Raw genomic sequence first — 18024 nt, 5'->3', positions numbered from 1 at the left:
CGGAAAGAGATGGGGCGACCGAAGGCGGGCATTGCGGCACCGGTGCCGTCGATACGTGCTGCGACGCCGGCCGACCTGCCGGCGATCAACCGGGTCATCGCGCTGGCCCGCGACAGCTGGGACCTGCCGGAGCGGGTCCGCCGGCTGGCCGGGCGGCTGCACGAGCTGGGACCGACATCGTTCGATTCTTACGAGGTGATCGTGGCCGAGGATCCGGAGGGCACGGTGCGCGGCGTGGCGGTGATGCTGCTCCGCCCGCCGGTGCTGGACGACGGCGGGCCGGGCAATACGGCGCTGTACCTGGAAGGCCTGTTCGTCGAGCCGGAACGGGGCCGCCGCGGCATCGGCTCCCTGCTGCTGCGGCAGGTCGAGGCGCGGGCGCGTGAGGCGGGCCTGTCGCGCATCGACCTGCGCGCCCGGCGGGAAGCGATCGGCTTCTTCCGCAAGTCCGGCTTCCGGCCCCTCGGTCCGGACGATGCCCGCCACGCCATGACGAAGACCCTGCCCGCCTGACCGGTGCGGTGCGGCGCGACGCTTTCTGTTATCCCTTTCGCGTTAGGCGGCCGAAAGCCGTCATGCGAAAGGGGGACCGGATGCCGCGCGAACGCTTCGACTTCGACAATGGACGGGGGCAGACGCTCACCGGGCTGCTGGACGTGCCGCGGGGGCAGCCCGCCGCCTGCGCGCTGTTCGCCCACTGCTTCACCTGCGGCAAGGATATCCGCGCCGCCGGGCGGATCGCTGCGGCGCTGAACCGGCACGGGATCGCGGTGCTGCGGTTCGACTTCACCGGCCTGGGCGGCAGCGAGGGCGAGTTCGCGAACACCTCCTTCTCCTCCAACATCGACGACCTGGTAGCGGCCGCCGAGGGCCTGCGGGCTCGCGGGATGGCGCCGCAGATCCTGGTCGGGCACAGCCTGGGCGGTGCGGCGGTCCTGGCGGCGGCATCGCGAATTCCGGAGGCGAAGGCCGTCGCGACGATCGGGGCTCCCAGCGATCCGAGCCACGTGACCGGGCTGTTCCGCGACCGCCTCGACGAGATCGCGGCCGATGGCGAGATCGAGGTCGAGCTGGGCCAGCGCCGCTTCCGCATCCGGCGCAGCTTCGTGGAGGATGTGGCGCAGCAGCGGCTCGGCGAACTGATCGGCGGGTTGCGCCGGGCCCTGCTGGTCATGCACGCCCCCCTCGATGGCGTGGTGGGGATCGACAATGCCACGCAGATCTTCGTCGCGGCCCGGCATCCGAAAAGCTTCGTGTCCCTGGACCGGGCCGACCATCTGCTCAGCGATCCGGCCGATGCCGATTATGCGGCCTCGGTGATCGCGGCCTGGGCCGCGCGCTATGTCGCGCAGGCGCCGGAAGAGGCGGCAGCCGATGCGGCGCCGGGCCTGGTGCGGGTGCGCGAAACCGGCCATGGCCGCTTCCAGCAGGAGGTGCGGGTCGGACCGCACCGGCTGCTGGCCGACGAGCCGGAGCGGATGGGCGGCGACGATACCGGCCCGGACCCCTACGGCCTGCTGCTGGCGTCGCTCGGCGCCTGCACGGCGATGACCCTGCGGATGTACGCCGACCGCAAGAAGCTGCCGCTGACCGGCGTGTCGGTCGACCTGCGGCACGAGAAGGTGCATGGCGAGGATAGCGGCGGCAGCCCCGACGGCCGGCGCAGCATCGACCGGATCTCGCGGGTGCTGCACCTGGAGGGCGAACTGGACCCGGCGCAGCGCGCGCGCCTGCAGGAGATCGCCGACATGTGCCCGGTCCACCGCACCCTGCACGGTACGATCGAGGTCGATACCAGTCTGGCCTGAGCCGGAGAAAATTTTCGCCCGCGCGTCACATCGCGACCGGCTGCCTCGTCAATCCGTCGAACCCGTCCGGACATGAAGGAGGATCGACGGATGACCGAGAGACTGGACGCCTTTGCCGCCGCGCCGGAGGCCATCAAGCCGGTAGTGGCGCTGGAGACCTATCTGCGCGGCTGCGGCCTGGACCCGGCCCTGGTGCACCTGGTGAAACTCAGGGCCTCGCAGATCAACGGCTGCGCCTATTGCATCCACATGCATGCCCGCGAGGCCCGTGCCGACGGCGAGACCGCGGAACGGCTGGACCTGCTGCCGGCCTGGCGGGAATCGTCGCTCTATACGGAGCGGGAGCGGGCCGCCCTGGCCTGGACCGAGGCGCTGACCCGGCTCGCCGAAACCGGGGCACCGGATGCCGATTACGAGGCCGCCCGGTCGGCCTTCGACGAGGCGGAACTGGTGAAGCTCACCGTGCTGATCGGCACGATCAACGTCTGGAACCGGCTGGCGGTGGGCTTCCGGAAGGCGCATCCGGTGGATGCCGCGCGATCGGCGGCCTGACGGTGGCTGCCCGGCTTTGACCGGTCCGGACATGGCAGGCGCCGGCCCTTCCTGCGAAGGACCGGCGCCATGCCGTTCGATTGCGTGCGGTCTGGCCGTTCAGCTGCCCATCTGCGGGGCCGGCCCCGGGCCGGCGGCGGGGCTCTCAGGGGCGGGGCTCTCAGGCGGCTCCGGCTCCTGCCGCGGGCGGCCGCCGCGGCGTTCGGCCATAAACTGGTCGAACTCCGCCTTGTCCTTGGCCTGCCGCAGCCGGTCCAGGAAGGACAGGAATTCCTCCTGCTCCTCCTCCAGCCGGCGCAGGGTTTCCGCCCGGTATTCGTCGAAGGCGGTGTTGCCGCTGCTTTCGTAGCGGAAGCCGCCCGAGCCGCGCTCGGTATTGTGCCACCGTCCCCGTGCGCGCCCCATGTCCTGCCACTTGGCGCGTTTCCAACATCCCATGCGTCCGCTCCAGATCAGATAGGCCAGGATCGCCAGCCCCGCGGGCCAGAAGATCACAAAGGCCAGGACCATCACCGCGATCCAGGCGCCCTTGCCCAGATCGTCCAGTTTCGCTGCTACGCCCATCCCAATTTCCGATGTGCCCGAGTTCCAATGTGAATGTGTTTAACATTCACGGATGTGCGCATTGCGGCGTGCCCTTTCAAGGGCGGGAGATGCAGAATCGCGCATCGCGGTGGAAAATCGCTCAGCCGTCGCGAGGGGGGGAGTCGGGGGAGCCGTCCGGCGCCTGTCCGGGCCAGTGCAGCCCCAGGCCCTGCAGGTAGATCAGCAGGGCGGCCTCCAGCAGGTCTTCCGGGCTCATCGGCAGCCGCCGGCGGCCGGCATCGCCGCGGGCGAACAGCGACGCGATGCCATGCGACACCGACCAGATGTGCAGCGCCATCATCATCGCCGGCGGGCGCCGGCCGGCGGGGAGGGTGGCGGCCAGCGCCTCGGCCGCCTGGCGCACGATGCCGAAGGCGCGGTCGCCGGCCTGGCGCAGGTCGGGATGGTCGTCCAGCGACAGGCCGCTTTCGAACATCGCGGAATAGTAGGCGGGTTCCCTGCGGGCGAAGGCCAGATAGGTGCGTCCCAGCCGCTCGAAGGCGGTATGCGGGTCGGGCCGGCCATCGTCCCAGGCATCGGCCAGGGCCTGCCCGAACCGCTCGAAGCCCTGCAGGGCGACATCGGCCAGAAGCGCGTCGCGGTCCCGGAAGTGGCGGTAGGGGGCGGCCGGGCTGACCCCGGCGGAACGGGCGGCCTCCGCAAAGGTGAAGCCGCCGGTGCCCTTCGCCGCGATCAGCTCCAGCGCCGCCTCGATCAGGGCCTCGCGCAGATTGCCGTGATGGTAGCCGCGGCGGCCCGACCGGTCGCGTTCCTCGCCGTCGCGCGGCTCGCCTCCGCGTCCTTCGCCCCCGCGCCCTTCGCCGTTGCGGTCCCTGCCCTCCCGCCGGGACCGGCTCATGGCCGGCCTGGTCGAGCGCCGCCGCCGGTCCGGGGCAGGCCTACTTCTGCACCCATGAACCGTTCTGCTGCAGGATCCAGCTGCCGGGCGGCGCGCGGTTGATGATCTCGCCGGCATAAACCTTCGCCACCGCTTCCACCGGGACGCCCTGCTGGGTGGCGCGTTCCTGGTAGACCGCCCGCCGCTTGGCGTTGATCGCCGCCACCGCGGACGCGGCGCCGGGGTCGCGCGCTTCCATATAGCCGTCGAAGCGCTCGCCCGCGGTGCCTGCGCGCAGCATTTCCTCCGGCGTCTGCGCCGCGGCGCTGCGGGGGGCCGCCAGCGCGGCGGCCAGTCCGCCAGCTGTCAGGCCGGCCAGAAAGAGGCGTCGGCTCGTCATCGCGCTCACCCGTTCCCTGTCGATGCTGTTTTCCGGTTGCGGCTGCGTCCCTGGGGCCATTCGCGTCATGCCTCAGAAAATGTCCGGGTTGCTGGTGATGTCCTTGCGGGCCGTCTCTTCCAGGCGCACGCGGACATCGGCATCCAGCTTGACGTTGAGGTTGATGGTGATCGGCTCCCGCGGCGCTTCCACCCGCACGGTGGGCTCGCAGGCGGCCAGCAGCACCAGTGCGGCGGCGGCGGCAAGGATCGCCGGCCCGCCGCGACGGAAGGACTGGCATCCCAAGATCTGCTGCATGGGGAATATCTGCTGCATGGCTGTTCCCGTGGTCGCGCCCGGGCGCATCGCCCGTCACCTGTCGGCCCTGCGGAATGGCTAGCACAGGGGGGCCTGCCCTTCCAGCGAAGCGAAACGCGCCGGCGGCGAAGCCGGTTCCCGCCCGGCTATCGGGCGGCGCCGGCGACCAGCCCGCCCAGCAGCTGCTGCACCAGCCGGCTGGAAATCTCCGTGCCGCGCGACAGGGCGGCGAGCAGCGGCGCCACATTGCTGGTGAGGCTGATGTTCAGGACGAAGGGATGGCCGTCCAGCACCGCGGGATTGCTGCCCTCCAGCTTCAGGAAGACCCGGCTCTCCCCGTCGGCCGGCTTGTCCACCGTCATCCGCAGCACGTCGTAATGGAAATCCTCCAGCGCCTGCAGCAGCAGGTCGACCTGTTCGCCGCCGGAGGCGAGCGCCCGGCGCGCCGCATCGGACCGGAAGGCGACCACGCCGGGCGCCAGGGCATCCAGCGCGCCGTCGCGCACGACCACGGTGCCGTCGGCCACGGTGACGGGGATGGTGCCGCTGATCCGGCCGGTGCCGGACACCTCCTCCATGTCGGCAAGCGCCAGCAGCCGCTCCAGGTCCACCTCCTCCAGCTGCAGCGCCAGGTCGTAGCGGGCCGCCATCGGGTCGATCACCGCATCCTGCAGCCGCAGCCGGCCGCCCAGGAAGGCGGCCTGCGCCTGCTCCACCAGCAGCTCGCTGCCGCCGGCCGCCGGCTGCAGCCGCAGGGTGCCTGTCAGGTCCTGCAGGGCCACCCCGGCATCGATGCGGTCGACAGAGAAGGCCTGGCCGGGCGGGCTCGCCGGCGGCATCAGCCGGTCCAGCGCGAGCTCCAGGTCCAGCCCCTCCACAATGGTGCCGGCCACCGTGAAGCCGATATCGGAGAGGCGCAGCCGGGCGCTGCCGTCGATGCCCGCACCCAGTTTCAGGTCCGCCTGGCCCGACAGGCTGCCGCCGGCCTGCTCCAGGACGGCAAGGGATTCGTTCAGGTCGCCCGGCTGCACGCCGCCGGCGCCGAAGCGCAGGGGTTCCAGGCGGATCTGCGCCGTGCCCCGGTCCTGCGCCAGGTCCTGCCGGCCGGAGAGGTTCGCCTCCAACGCGCCGTTCAGGCCGCGCAGCCGCGCCCGCCAGGTTGCCTCGGCGGCGCCCAGCCGTGCCTGTCCGGTGATCGAGAGCGGCGGGAAAAGGGGCGCGGGCGCAGTGGAGCGCAGCCCGCCGCCGGTCATGTCGAGGCTGGCGATCCCGTCTGCCAGGTCGACTGTTGCCGCCCCGCCGTCGAGTGCGACCCCCTGCCCGGACAGCGCAGCCTGGAGGCCCGAGAGCTGCACCCGGCCCTGCGGCGAGCCCGTCCCCGGCAGGGTCAGGTCGAGGTGCATCCGCTCCGCCTGTGCCTGCAGGTCGTCGAACCGGCCGTCGCCGTCAAGGTCGGCCTGCAGCGGGGCCAGGCTGCCGTCCGCGGTCAGCTGCAGCCCCGCCGCCGTCTGCGCCAGGCTGACATCGGCCAGGGTCAGCGCCGCCCGCTCCACCCGCGGCCCGTCCGGCGCGCCGAGCCCGGACGCGACCAGGCTGCCCGGTGCCGTCAGGTACAGGGTCAGGGCCCGTTCGTCCCAGGCCAGGCCGGCCGACAGCTCCGCCTCCAGCGCAGGACTGCCGGCCGCGCCGGCGGTATCCAGTCGATCCAGGTCGGCGCGCAGCCGGAAGTCGCCGGCCATCGCGCGGGGCGCACCCTGAAGGCTGCCGGAGAGCGCCAGGGACCGGACCTCTCCGGCGGGGGTCGGCAGCGCGCGCAGCCCGGCATCGGCGATATCGACCTGCATCTGTGCCGGCTGCCCGTCCGCGCCGAAGGCGATGCTGCCGTCCAGACCGGCCTCCAGCACCGTCGCACCGGACTGGAGCCGGAGCTGCGGCGGCAGGGTCAGCCGCCAGCCCCCGCCTGTCGCCGACAGGCCGGCGTCCCGGCCTTGCGCGCCGGCCGCCGACAGGTCGAAGGGCCGCGACACCACCTCCTCCCAGCCGGCCGGCACGAGCGTCGCGGCCAGGGTCGGCGCCAGGCGCAGGCCCTCGGCCGAAAGGGGTGCCTGCAGGTCGACGGCCAGCCCCTCGGCCTGCAGCTGTGCCGCGAAAGGCAGGCTGGCGGCCGCGACATTCGCCAGTCCCGGCAGGTCCAGGTCCGTCGCCGTCAGTTGCCCGCCGATCCTGCCCGTGACCGGTGGCGATGCCGCCGCCTCTGCTGCCGGGGCGTCGGACGGGGCCCGCACCTGCCCCTGCAGCCGGGCCCCGAGACGGCCCCCGGCCGCTGCCGTGAGGCCTGCCTCGATGTCGAGCACCGCGGCCATGGCACCGCCGGCAAGGCCGGTCGCGGGGTCCGGGGTCAGGACCACCGGCGCGGGGCCGCTGCTGCCGATGTCGATCGTGCCGCCGCTCTGCAGCGCGGCCGCGACCGGCTGCGGCAGGCCGAGGCCGGCGAGCCAGGCCGGGTCGAGGACGGCGACCGAGATTCGGGCGGGCAGCAGCAGAAGCCGGCCGTCCTGCCTGCCGGGGTCGAGCCGTGCCGCGGCCTGCAGGTCCAGCCCCTGCAGCCGGCCCGGCAGCGACAGGCCGGCGACCTCGAGCCGGGCATCGGCCGCGCGCAACAGGGCCGGCAGGCGGCCGGTATGGCCCGCCAGGACGGGTTCCGCCGGCACTGTCGCCGCGGCGTCCAGCCCGACCCGGCCTGCCGCCGGCTGCATTTCGGCCGGCAGGCCCGCAAGGCCCGCCGCCACCGGCGCGCCGCCGGACAGGTCGAGCGACAGGGACAGGTCGCCGCCAGCGATGGCGGCTTCTGCGGCAAGGTCGAGGCCTTCTGCCGCCGGACTGTCGCCGCTGGACAGGATCAGGGACAGGTCGGTGCCATTGCCGTCGCCGGGGATGTAGATGCCCTGGAGCCGGCCGGCCAGCCTGGGCGGTAGGCCACGATTGCCCTCGGCGCCGTCGCCGGGCCGGCTCACCAGCGACAGGTCGACGGCCTGCGCACCGGTGGCATCCGGCGCCGCGATGCCGCCGGTCAGCGCCAGTTCCAGCGCGCCGCGCGCGGTCTGCAGCGCGATGCGGGCATCGTCCAGCCGTAGCGCCGGCAGGGCCGGCAGCCCGGCGGTCGGCGGCGCGGTCGGGTCGCCTGCGAACAGGGCGGCCAGCCGGTCGGGCAGGGGGCCGAGCGGGTGGTCCGCGGTCAGGTCGACCGACAGGCGGAGGCCATGGATCCCGATCCCGTCGACCCGGCCCGCGGCGACCAGGTCGCGGGGCGCATAGGCGATCTCGATCCGCTCCGCGCGATGGCCGCCCAGGTCGACGTCGCGCAGCGCCGCACCGTCCCAGTCCAGCCGCACGACCTCCGCCGCGCCGGCAATGCCGGCGCGGTCCAGGGCCGCCGCCAGCAGCCCGTTCGCCAGGGGCAGGCGGGCGAACCAGAAAGCTGTGGCCGCGACCAGGAGGAGGCCGCAGAGGGCCGCGGGGATGATCCAGAGCCATCGCATGGGTGCAGGGTAGAACAATTCACGGCGGCCGATAGGTCCCGCCAATCGGTCTGATCGGGACAAACGATTTCACAAGTGCTTTGAGTGCGACTAATTCTCACTGCGAGGACGTGATGCGGCGCACAATGATCGCTGCGGCGCGGCACGGCCCGCAAGCACACCGCGAAGTCAGACGCTGGCGACAGCGTTCAGAGATGGAGAGTTTTGATGTCCTTGGTCAATTCCGAAGTGAAGCCGTTCAAGGCCACGGCGTTCAAGCAGGGCAAGTTTTTCGAGGTCAGCGATGCCGACCTGCGTGACAAGTGGTCGGTCGTCTTCTTCTACCCGGCCGATTTCACCTTCGTCTGCCCGACGGAGCTGGAGGACCTGGCCGACAATTATGCCGAGTTCCAGAAGCTCGGCGTCGAGATCTACAGCGTGTCCACCGACACCCACTTCTCGCACAAGGCCTGGCACGACACCTCGCCGGCGATCGGCAAGATCGACTACACGATGGTCGGCGACCCGACCGGCACGATCAGCCGCAATTTCGAGGTGATGATCGAACAGGACGGCCTGGCCGACCGCGGCACCTTCGTCATCGACCCGGACGGCGTGATCCAGATCGTCGAGATCAATGCCGGCGGTGTCGGCCGCGACGCCAAGGAACTGCTGCGCAAGGTCAAGGCCGCGCAGTATGTCCGTAACCATCCGGGCGAGGTCTGCCCCGCGAAGTGGCAGGAAGGCGAGAAGACCCTCGCCCCGTCCCTGGACCTGGTGGGCAAGATCTGAGCGCCCGCCGGTTCGTCTGACCTGCGGCGGTCCCGGTCGCGTAATGCGCGCGGCCGGGATGCGCCGGCGGGTCGGCCATCCCCTCACATGACCGCCACCGGTGCATCCGCCCCGATCGGAGGAACCAAGATGCTGGACGACAATCTGAAACAACAGCTGCGCGGCTATCTCGACCGGGTGACACAGCCGGTCGAACTGGTCGCCGCCCTGGACGACAGCCCCAAGTCGCAGGAGATGCTGGGCCTGCTGCAGGACATCGAGAGCCTGTCCGACAGGATCGCGCTGGTGCAGCGCGACGAGGATGGGGTACGCAGGCCCTCCTTCGCCATCAACCGCGCCGGCACCGATGTCGGCGTGCGGTTCGCCGGCCTGCCGATGGGCCATGAGTTCAATTCCCTGGTCCTGGCGCTGCTGCAGGTGGGCGGGCATCCGTCCAAGGAAGCGCCGGAGGTGATCGAGCAGGTGCAGGCGCTGGACGGCGACTACCGCTTCGAGACCTTCTTCTCGCTGTCCTGCCAGAACTGCCCGGACGTGGTGCAGGCGCTGAACCTGATGAGCGTGCTGAACCCGAAGATCCGGCACGAGGCGATCGACGGCGCCCTTTTCCAGGACGAGGTGGAGGCCCGCGGCGTGATGGCGGTGCCCAGCGTCTACCTGAACGGCGAGCCCTTCGCCCAGGGCCGGATGACCCTGGAACAGATCTTGGCGAAGCTGGACACCGGCGCGGCGGCGAAGGCGGCGGAGAAGATCGCCGCCAAGGACCCCTTCGACGTGCTGGTGGTCGGCGGCGGCCCGGCCGGCGCGGCCGCGGCGATCTATGCCGCGCGCAAAGGCATCCGCACCGGCGTGGCGGCAGAGCGCTTCGGCGGCCAGGTGCTGGACACGATGGGGATCGAGAACTTCATCTCCGTCGCCCATACCGAAGGGCCGAAGATGGCCGCGGCGCTGGAGAACCACGTCAAGGAATATGACGTGGACATCATGAATCTGCAGCGGGCGGAAAAGTTGGTTCCGGCGAACGCGGCGGGCGGCCTGCACGAGGTGCGGATGGCCGGTGGCGCGGCGCTGAAGGCGAAGACGATCGTGCTGGCCACCGGCGCGCGCTGGCGGCAGATGAACGTGCCGGGCGAGGAGGCGTACCGCAACAAGGGCGTGGCCTATTGCCCGCATTGCGACGGCCCGCTGTTCAAGGGCAAGCGGGTCGCGGTGATCGGCGGCGGCAATTCCGGCGTAGAGGCGGCGATCGACCTGGCCGGGATCACCGCCCATGTCACCCTGATCGAGTTCGACGACAGACTGCGCGCGGACGAGGTGCTGCAGGCGAAGCTGCGCAGCCTGAAGAACGTGGCGATCGTCACCTCCGGCCGCACGACGGAAGTGACCGGCGACGGCGCGAAGGTCACCGGCCTGACCTACGAGGACCGCACCTCCGGCGAACTGCACGAGGTGGCGCTGGAGGGCGTGTTCGTGCAGATCGGCCTGCTGCCGAACACCGAATGGCTGAAGGACGCGATCGCCCTCAGCCCGCGCGGCGAGATCGAGGTCGATGCCCGCGGCGAGACCTCGGTGCCCGGCATCTTCGCCGCCGGCGATGCGACGACCGTGCCCTACAAGCAGATCGTCATCGCCATGGGCGAAGGCTCCAAGGCCGCCCTCTCGGCCTTCGACCACCTGATCCGCATGGCCCCCGCCGAAGCGGAGGGGGCGGCGAAGGCGGCCTGACCTGGCAACCTGACGAAGGCGGGCCTTCCGACTGAAGACAGGATGCGGCGCCGCGATGAGCGGTGCCGCATCTTTCTTTCTCAGGCCCCCGCCTGCCCGCTATCCTTCCCGGCAAACAGGGAAACGGGGAGGACGCGTCGCCAGATGACAGACGGCAAGGGGGAAAAGACGGGCAGGCTGCTCGTCGCCAATCGCGGCGAGATCGCCATCCGGATCTGCCGCACCGCGGCGGCGCTGGGCCTCCCCAGCGTGGCCGTGCACCCGGTCGACGATGCGGTCGGCCTGCATGTCCGCATGGCGGATACGGCGGTGCAGCTGCCGGGGCGCGGCGTTGCGGCCTATCTGGACATCGCCGCGGTGATCGATGCCGCCCGCGCCGCGCGCGCGACCATGATCCATCCCGGCTATGGCTTCCTGGCGGAGAATGCGGATTTCGCCCGCGCCTGCGCAGGCGCGGGCCTGGCCTTCGTCGGCCCGTCGCCGGAGGCGCTGGCGCTGTTCGGCGACAAGCATGCCGCCCGCAGGCTGGCAGAGGCGGAGGGCGTGCCGGTCCTGCCCGGCACCGCGGCGCCGACCGACCTCGCCACGGCAAGGGCATTCCTGGCGGAGCTGGGGCCGGGCGGGGCGGTGATGGTGAAGGCGGTGGCCGGCGGCGGCGGCCGCGGCATGCGGCCGGTAACCGACCCGGCGGCGCTGGAGGAGGCCTTCTCCCGCTGCCGGTCGGAGGCGGAGAGCGCCTTCGGCGACGGCACCCTCTATGTCGAGCGCCTGCTGACGGCGGCCCGCCATGTCGAGGTGCAGGTCCTGGGCGACGGCGTGGCCGCGGCGCATCTGTGGGAACGCGACTGCTCCCTGCAGCGCCGGCGGCAGAAGATCGTCGAGCTGGCGCCGGTGCCCGGCCTGGACCCGGCCCTGCGCGACCGGCTGCTGCAGGCGGCGGTGCGGCTGACGGCCGCCGCCGGCTATCGCGGCCTGGGGACTGTCGAGTTCCTGGTCGACCCGGCAGAGGGCAGCTTCTTCTTCATCGAGGCCAATCCCCGCCTGCAGGTGGAGCATACGGTGACCGAGGCGGTGACCGGCATGGACCTGGTGGAACTGCAGCTGCGGCTCGCCGCCGGCGCGGACCTGGCGGCGCTGGGCCTGGACGGACCGCCGCCGGCGCCGCGCGGCATGGCGATGCAGCTGCGGATCAACACCGAGACGATGACGGCCGATGGCGAGGCGCGCCCCGGCGGCGGCACCCTGTCGGTCTACGAGCCGCCCTCCGGCCCGGGCATCCGGGTCGATGGCTGCGGCTATGCCGGCCTCGCCACCAGCCCGGCCTACGATTCCCTGCTGGCGAAGCTGATCGTGCATGCGCCGTCGGGCCGGCCGGAAGACCTGGCCGCGCGGGCCTATCGCGCCCTGTGCGAGTTCCGCATTGCCGGGGTGCCGACCAACATCCCCTTCCTGCAGGCGCTGCTGCGCCACGAGGCGGTGCGGGCCGGCGCGGTCGACACCGGCTTCGTCGCCGCCCATGCCGGCGCGCTGGTTGCCGCGGCGGACCATCCGCAGCTTCATGCTCCGGCGCCGGCACCGGCCGTAGCGGGCGCCGGCCGTGCGGCCCGTGCCGGCGCACAGGTCGACCATGGCGATCCGCTGGCCGTGCTGGCCTATGGCCAATCGTCGGGCCGCGGCGAGGCGGCGGGGGCCGCCGCCGAGCGGGCCGTGCCCGACGGGATGCAGGCGGTGCGCACCCCGCTGCAGGGGACCATCGTCTCCCTGGCGGTTGCGGAGGGCGACCGGGTCGCCGCCGGTACGCAGCTGGCGGTGATGGAGGCGATGAAGATGGAACATGTGATCGCCGCGGAAGCCTCCGGCATCGTCCGCGCCCTGCATGCCGGCCCCGGCGACACCCTGTGGGAGGACGAGCTGCTGCTGGTGCTGGAGCCGGCTGAGGGCGGCGGCCCGACCGCCGCGACGGTGGAGGCGGAGGATCCGGATCATATCCGCCCCGACCTGGCGGAGGTGCTGGCCCGCCGCGCCATGACCGCGGATGCGGGCCGGCCGGCGGCCGTCGCCCGGCGGCGAAAGACCGGCCAGCGCACGGTGCGGGAGAATGTCGCCGACCTGGTCGATCCGGACAGTTTCGTGGAATACGGGCCGCTGGTGGTGGCGGCGCAGCGCCGCCGCCGCGACATGGCCGACCTGCTGGAGCGCAGCCCGGCCGACGGCCTGGTGACCGGGGTGGGGCGGGTCAATGGCGACCTGTTCGACGATCCGCAGGCGCGGGCCGCGGTGCTGGCCTACGACTATACCGTCTTCGCCGGCACGCAGGGTGTCCACAACCATTGGAAGACCGATCGCCTGCTGGAGGTGGCGGAGCGCGGCCGCATGCCGCTGGTGCTGTTCGCCGAGGGCGGCGGCGGCAGGCCCGGCGACGGCGATTACGGCGGTTTCGTCGGGCAGAACACCTTCCACCATTTCGCCCGCCTGTCGGGCCTGGTGCCGATGGTCGGCATCGTCTCCGGCCGCTGCTTCGCCGGCAATGCGGCGCTGCTGGGCTGCTGCGACGTGGTGATAGCCGCGGCCGACGCCAATATCGGCATGGGCGGTCCGGCGATGATCGAGGGCGGCGGCCTGGGCATCTTCACGCCGGAGGAGATCGGCCCGGTGTCGGAGCAGGCGGCCAACGGCGTGATCGACTGCGTCACCGCCGACGAGGCGGAGGCGGTTTCGGTCGCCCGGCGCTACCTGTCCTACTTCCAGGGCCGCCTGCGCGACTGGACCGCGCCCGACCAGCGACGGATGCGCAGCCTGGTGCCGGAGAACCGCCTGCGGGTCTACCAGGTACGGCGCGTGATCGAGACCCTCGCCGACGAAGGCTCGATGCTGGAACTGCGCGGCGGCTTCGGCCGTACCATGGTGACCGCCCTGGCGCGGGTGGAAGGCCGGCCGGTCGGCATCGTCGCGAACGATCCCGCCCATCTGGGCGGCGCGATCGACAGTGAGGGGTCGGACAAGGCGGCGCGCTTCATGCAGCTCTGCGACGCTTTCGACATCCCCCTGCTGTTCCTCTGCGACACGCCGGGCATCATGGTCGGGCCGGAGGCGGAGCGTACCGCCCTGGTGCGCCATGCCGCGCGGCTGTTCGTGGTCGGTGCCAACCTGTCGGTGCCCTATTTCACCGTGGTGCTGCGCAAGGCCTATGGCCTGGGTGCGATCGGCATGGCGGGCGGCAATTTCCGCGCGCCGAACTTCGCCGTCTCCTGGCCGACGGGGGAGTTCGGCTCGATGGGGCTGGAGGGGCAGGTGAAGCTTGGCTACCGGGCGGAGCTGGCCGCGATCGAGGACCCTGCCGCGCGGCGGCAGGCCTATGACGAGATGGTCGCCGCCGCCTACGAGGAGGGCAAGGCGCTGGCCCGCTCCACCAGCTTCGCCATCGACGACACCATCGACCCGGCGGAAACCCGGCACTGGCTGGCCAGCCTGCTGGCGGCGCAACGCCCCGTTCCGCCGCGAGAGGGGAAGAAGCGGCCGATGATCGACGCCTGGTAGGGCGCTTTCCCCGCCACCGCACAGGAAGGCAGGCGGAGAGCGGTCGCAGTTCCCATTTCCGGCGCGCCTGCCTTCCTGACCCGGTTACCCGCGCGGGCCGATCGCTTCAGGGGGCAAGACGATCGCCATGCATGTTCCCGTGCCGCCGGGCCCGGACAGGCTGTGCATCCTGGTCATCCACAACCATGCCGCCAGTTGGCGGCGCTTCGAACGGTTCAGCTCCGTTCTGGGCGCGCTGGCCACCGCCGGCTGCGAGATCGTCGTGCGCCGGACCGAGGGCGCCGGCGATCCGATGCGCCTGGCCCGTGCCGCGGACCGGCAGGCCTTCGACCTGATCGCCGTGGCCGGCGGCGACGGCACCATCAACGATGCGGTGAACGGCCTTCACGCCGGTTCGCCGCCGCTGGGCCTGATCCCGCTGGGCACCGCGAACGTCCTGGCGCACGAAATCGGGTTGGGCACGGGACCGGATCAGATCGTTTCCTGCCTGCTGGCGCCCCGGCGGCTGGCGGTGCGGCCCGGCGTGGTGAACGGCCGCCGCTTCATGATGATGGCGGGCATCGGCTTCGACGCCCATGCGGTGCGGGCGATCCCCAAGCCGGTCAAGCGCCGCCTGGGCAAGGCCGCCTAATTCCGTGAGATGCTGCGCCAGCTGGCGGTCTATCGCTTTCCGCTGCTGGAGGTCCGCGTGGACGGCGAGCGGTGCGACACCTCGACCCTGATCGTGGCCCGCGGACGGCTCTACGGCGGACGCTTCGTCCTGGCGCCCGAGGCCGACCAGGCGGTGCCGCAGCTGCATGCGGCACTGTTCCTGCGCAGCGGCGCGCCGGCGATGGCGGCCTGCCTCACGGCGCTGGCGTTCGGCCGCCTGGAGCGCAGCGCCATGGTGCGCATCGTGCCGGCGCAGCGGGTCGAGGTGGCCGGCCCGCCCGGCGACCCGGTCCAGGGCGATGGCGATATCCTGGCCGGACTGCCGGCGGTGATCGGCCTGACAGAGCAGGAGGTCCACCTGGCCGTCCCTGCGCACTACCCCGCCCCGGCTTTGGCTTGAGGCGGGCGCCGGTTCCGCAAACCCCGCCAGGTCCTGCTATGGTTGCAGTGCAGCATGGCCCGGCAGCCGCCGGGCCGGCATGATTCCTGCCAGCCGGATGATGAGCCACATGACCCGAACCGAAGCCGTGAGACTGCCTGCCGCCATGCCCCCGTGTCGGGAGGGTGCCGCATGAGGGCAATGCTCTGTCATGCTTTCGAGGGGCCGGACGCCCTGGCGCTGGGCGATGCGCCGTCACCTGTTGCGGCGGCGGATGAGGTGGTGATCGCGGTCGACAGCGCGGCGGTCAATTTCATGGACCTGCTGATGACCCAGGGCGGCTACCAGTTGCGGCCCGACCTGCCCTATGTGCCGGGCACCGACGCCGCCGGCACGGTGGTCGCGGTCGGTCCGGAAGTGGCCGGCTTCAGCCCCGGCGACCGGGTCGTGGGCACCGGCTGGTACGGTGCCTTCGCGGAGCGCATGGCGATCAAGCATTGGCGCTGTACCACGGTGCCCGACGAGGTGGACCTGAAGACCGCCTCCACTGTTGCGCAGGGCTATCTGACCGCCTGGTACAGCCTGGTCGAACAGGCCAACCTGCAGCCGGGCGAGACCCTGTTCGTGACCGGCGCCGCCGGCGGGGTCGGCCTGGCGACCGTCGATGTCGGCCGCATGCTGGGGGCCCGGGTGATCGCCGGTATCGGCGACGATGCGAAGGCGGAGATCGTGCGCCGGTACGGCGCGTCGGAGGTGATCAACCTGCGGACCGAGGACCTGCGCTCGCGGATCAAGGCGCTGACCGACGGCGCGGGTGTCGATGTCTGCTTCGAGATGCTGGGCGGCGATACCTTCATGACGATGGGCCGGCTGATGGCCTGGAACGGCCGGCTGATGCCGATCGGCTTCGTCGCGGGCGAGATCCCCTCCCTGCCGATGAACCTGCCGCTCTTGAAGAACTATGCCGTGGTCGGCGCCTTCGTCGGCGCCTGGAACGACCGCTGCCCCGAGGACTCGTCCGCTGCCCAGCAGAAGGTGGTCGACCTGGTCGCGGAAGGCCGGCTGACGCCCCATGTCGACCGCGTCCTGCCGTTGGCCGAGGCGGCGGAGGCGATGCGCATGGTTGCCGACCGCGAGGTGCAGGGCAGGGTGGTGCTGGAAGTCGCCGGCAGCTGACCCGTCAGTCGGCCGCAGCCGGCGGCTGCGCGGATGCGTCCGCCAGGGCCGGCTGGCGACAGGCGAGCACCGCGCCCAAGGACTGGCCGATGGCGGCACCGGCTTCCTCGGCGGTCTTCCGGGTGATGTCGGCGCCGGCCGCCGACAGCTGCTGCAGGTTGCCCTGAAGCTCTCCGAGCTGCGCCTCCAGCCCGGCGATCCGCGCGTCCAGGCGGGCCGCCGCTGCGTCCGCGGATGTGCCCGCATTGCTGCGGAAGGCAGCAAGGTCGCTGCGCAGGCCGGCGATCTCCTCCCGCAGGGCACCGGGCTTGCCGGGCAGGTGCGCGGCCAGCGCCTCGGTCACGGTGGCGGAGACCCGGCCGGCGACATCCTCCGCCCGGCCGATCGCGACCAGGACCAGGATCGCGGCCAGGATCACCAGGACCGCGGTGGCATTCACCAGCGCCAGGAGAAGCTGCCCCGGCAGGCGCTTCAGGCGCTGCGACAGCTCGCTCTGCTGTGATCGCGAAGAATGCTCGGACACCGGACCCCTCCGTTCGGACGATAGCAGGCCGCTGGTCTAGCATCCGCCACCGACAGGTGCCACGGCTTTGGATCCGGTGCGGCCGGATGGCGCGACATGGCGGTTCCGCCCGAAGCTTGCGATCATCCTCGACCGGCGGATGGCCATTGGCCGCCCGGCGCGACGAAGGGGAAGGAACGGGCAATGGGCGAGACCGCGTTCGTCGATATCGACCATCTGATGGTCAGCGTGGCCGACAGCGAGGAGGCGGGCGTACTTTTCGAACGGATGGGCTTCACGGCGACGCCGCGCAGCCAGATGCCGGGCCTGAGCAACAGGCTGATCAGCTTTCCCCAGCTGCGGCACGGCGCCGCCAACTTCATCGAGCTGATGGCCCTCGACGATGCGGAAAAGGCGATACCGCTGATGCCGGCGATCCTGCGCCCCGCGGGCCGCCCGGTCTCGATGGTGCTGAGTTCGGCGGATGCGGAGGCCTCGGCCCGGGCCCTGCGCGGCCGCGGCTATGCGGCGGAGGGGCCGGTGCCGATCCAGCGCGACTGGGTCCTGCCGTCGGGCGAGACGATCCGTCCGTCCTTCGCCGTCGTCATCCCCCGCCCCGGGCAGTCGCCGTTCTACTGGAACCTCTGCCAGTACAGGACCATAGAGCATTACCTGCGACCCGACTTCACCAGCCGTGCGAACGGCGTGTCCCGGATGACCGCGATCATCGCCGTGGCGGACGACCCGGAGGCCGTGGCGGCCCACTATGTGGATGTATGGGGCGCAGGGCGCGACGACGGCCGGCCCATTGCCCTGCGGATCGGCGCGGTGGCGCTGCGGATCCTTACGCCGGACGAGGCCGAGGCGGAGTTCCCCGGCGCGGCGCTGGCGGGCGGGGGCGATCGCCTGGTGGGCTTTGCGGTCGCCCATCCGCAGCCGGCGGATTTCGCCGGCCGGCTGCGCCAGTCCGGCTTCGCGCCCCGGGAGGCCGGTGGCCGCACCTGGCTGCCGCCCGACCAGGCCGCCGGCTGCCTGATGGTCGTCGAGGCCGGCTGAAGCAAGAGGGTCCGGTGCCGCATCTGCAGGCATCCGACGCCTGCCCGGCGGGCATCTGGGATAGGCCACGCCCGCCGCGCCCTTTGCCGCCGCATTGCTGCAGGCACTGGGAGAGACGCCGCCCGATGCGCTAGGTCGTAAACTCATAAATTTGTAGCATGGGATTGCGAACAGTGATTCAAGCTCCGTGAGGAGGAGCTTTGATGAGCCA

General features: G+C 71.8%; 16 protein-coding genes. 10 read left to right on the top strand and 6 right to left on the bottom strand.

The window, feature by feature from the left end:
* Positions 1 to 9 precede the first annotated feature (9 nt).
* The 3 genes from ACFOGJ_RS27110 (at position 10) to ACFOGJ_RS27100 (ending at position 2360) form a co-directional block, all read left to right on the top strand.
* Positions 10 to 513 (top strand): GNAT family N-acetyltransferase, encoded by a 504-nt coding sequence (locus tag ACFOGJ_RS27110; protein ID WP_379906414.1) that lies wholly within the window; start codon positions 10 to 12, stop codon positions 511 to 513.
* An 80-nt stretch (positions 514 to 593) separates the two neighbouring features.
* Positions 594 to 1808, top strand: a complete 1215-nt coding sequence (locus tag ACFOGJ_RS27105) for a bifunctional alpha/beta hydrolase/OsmC family protein (RefSeq protein WP_379906413.1) — start codon at positions 594 to 596, stop codon at positions 1806 to 1808.
* Between the two features lie 90 nt (positions 1809 to 1898).
* Positions 1899 to 2360 (top strand): carboxymuconolactone decarboxylase family protein, encoded by a 462-nt coding sequence (locus tag ACFOGJ_RS27100; RefSeq protein ID WP_379906412.1) that lies wholly within the window; start codon positions 1899 to 1901, stop codon positions 2358 to 2360.
* A gap of 99 nt (positions 2361 to 2459) precedes the next feature.
* Here the strand turns inward: ACFOGJ_RS27100 and ACFOGJ_RS27095 are convergent, their stop codons facing one another.
* From ACFOGJ_RS27095 to ACFOGJ_RS27075, 5 genes are all read right to left on the bottom strand, one after another.
* Positions 2460 to 2924 (bottom strand): DUF2852 domain-containing protein, encoded by a 465-nt coding sequence (locus ACFOGJ_RS27095; protein WP_379906411.1) that lies wholly within the window; start codon positions 2922 to 2924, stop codon positions 2460 to 2462.
* Between the two features lie 121 nt (positions 2925 to 3045).
* On the bottom strand, positions 3046 to 3804 hold the full coding sequence (locus tag ACFOGJ_RS27090; RefSeq protein WP_379906410.1) for a TetR/AcrR family transcriptional regulator: 759 nt from the start codon (positions 3802 to 3804) through the stop codon (positions 3046 to 3048).
* A gap of 40 nt (positions 3805 to 3844) precedes the next feature.
* Positions 3845 to 4183 (bottom strand): DUF1318 domain-containing protein, encoded by a 339-nt coding sequence (locus tag ACFOGJ_RS27085; protein WP_379906409.1) that lies wholly within the window; start codon positions 4181 to 4183, stop codon positions 3845 to 3847.
* A 72-nt stretch (positions 4184 to 4255) separates the two neighbouring features.
* Positions 4256 to 4480 carry a YnbE family lipoprotein gene (locus ACFOGJ_RS27080; protein ID WP_379906408.1) on the bottom strand — a complete coding sequence of 75 codons (225 nt, stop codon included), beginning with the start codon at positions 4478 to 4480 and terminating at the stop codon, positions 4256 to 4258.
* A gap of 146 nt (positions 4481 to 4626) precedes the next feature.
* Positions 4627 to 8019 (bottom strand): intermembrane phospholipid transport protein YdbH family protein, encoded by a 3393-nt coding sequence (locus tag ACFOGJ_RS27075; RefSeq protein WP_379906407.1) that lies wholly within the window; start codon positions 8017 to 8019, stop codon positions 4627 to 4629.
* Positions 8020 to 8226: 207 nt separating this feature from the next.
* Between ACFOGJ_RS27075 and ahpC the strand changes: the two genes are divergently transcribed.
* From ahpC to ACFOGJ_RS27045, 6 genes are all read left to right on the top strand, one after another.
* Positions 8227 to 8790, top strand: coding sequence for an alkyl hydroperoxide reductase subunit C (gene ahpC, locus ACFOGJ_RS27070; protein ID WP_379906406.1), 564 nt, complete (start codon positions 8227 to 8229; stop codon positions 8788 to 8790).
* A 129-nt stretch (positions 8791 to 8919) separates the two neighbouring features.
* The gene (gene ahpF / locus ACFOGJ_RS27065) at positions 8920 to 10512 is read left to right on the top strand and encodes an alkyl hydroperoxide reductase subunit F (RefSeq protein WP_379906405.1); all 1593 of its coding nucleotides are present in this window, start codon (positions 8920 to 8922) and stop codon (positions 10510 to 10512) included.
* Between the two features lie 144 nt (positions 10513 to 10656).
* Positions 10657 to 14049, top strand: coding sequence for a carboxyl transferase domain-containing protein (locus tag ACFOGJ_RS27060; RefSeq protein ID WP_379906404.1), 3393 nt, complete (start codon positions 10657 to 10659; stop codon positions 14047 to 14049).
* Between the two features lie 127 nt (positions 14050 to 14176).
* Positions 14177 to 14680, top strand: coding sequence for a diacylglycerol/lipid kinase family protein (locus tag ACFOGJ_RS27055; RefSeq protein ID WP_379906403.1), 504 nt, complete (start codon positions 14177 to 14179; stop codon positions 14678 to 14680).
* Positions 14681 to 14689: 9 nt separating this feature from the next.
* Positions 14690 to 15100 carry a diacylglycerol/lipid kinase family protein gene (locus ACFOGJ_RS27050; RefSeq protein ID WP_379906402.1) on the top strand — a complete coding sequence of 137 codons (411 nt, stop codon included), beginning with the start codon at positions 14690 to 14692 and terminating at the stop codon, positions 15098 to 15100.
* A 171-nt stretch (positions 15101 to 15271) separates the two neighbouring features.
* Positions 15272 to 16255: an NADPH:quinone oxidoreductase family protein gene (locus ACFOGJ_RS27045; protein ID WP_379906401.1), complete on the top strand. Its 984-nt coding sequence runs from the start codon at positions 15272 to 15274 to the stop codon at positions 16253 to 16255.
* Positions 16256 to 16259: 4 nt separating this feature from the next.
* Here ACFOGJ_RS27045 and ACFOGJ_RS27040 read toward each other — a convergent pair whose 3' ends face one another.
* On the bottom strand, positions 16260 to 16778 hold the full coding sequence (locus ACFOGJ_RS27040) for a hypothetical protein (protein WP_379906400.1): 519 nt from the start codon (positions 16776 to 16778) through the stop codon (positions 16260 to 16262).
* A 183-nt stretch (positions 16779 to 16961) separates the two neighbouring features.
* On the opposite strand from ACFOGJ_RS27040, the gene ACFOGJ_RS27035 reads away from it, so the two are divergent.
* Positions 16962 to 17813, top strand: coding sequence for a VOC family protein (locus ACFOGJ_RS27035; protein WP_379906399.1), 852 nt, complete (start codon positions 16962 to 16964; stop codon positions 17811 to 17813).
* Positions 17814 to 18024 lie beyond the last annotated feature (211 nt).

The organism is Marinibaculum pumilum, from assembly GCF_042646425.1.
Taxonomy (GTDB): domain Bacteria; phylum Pseudomonadota; class Alphaproteobacteria; order Ferrovibrionales; family Ferrovibrionaceae; genus Marinibaculum; species Marinibaculum pumilum.
Note: the sequence above shows the minus strand (reverse complement) of the source record. Positions and strands in the feature narration are given on the sequence as shown.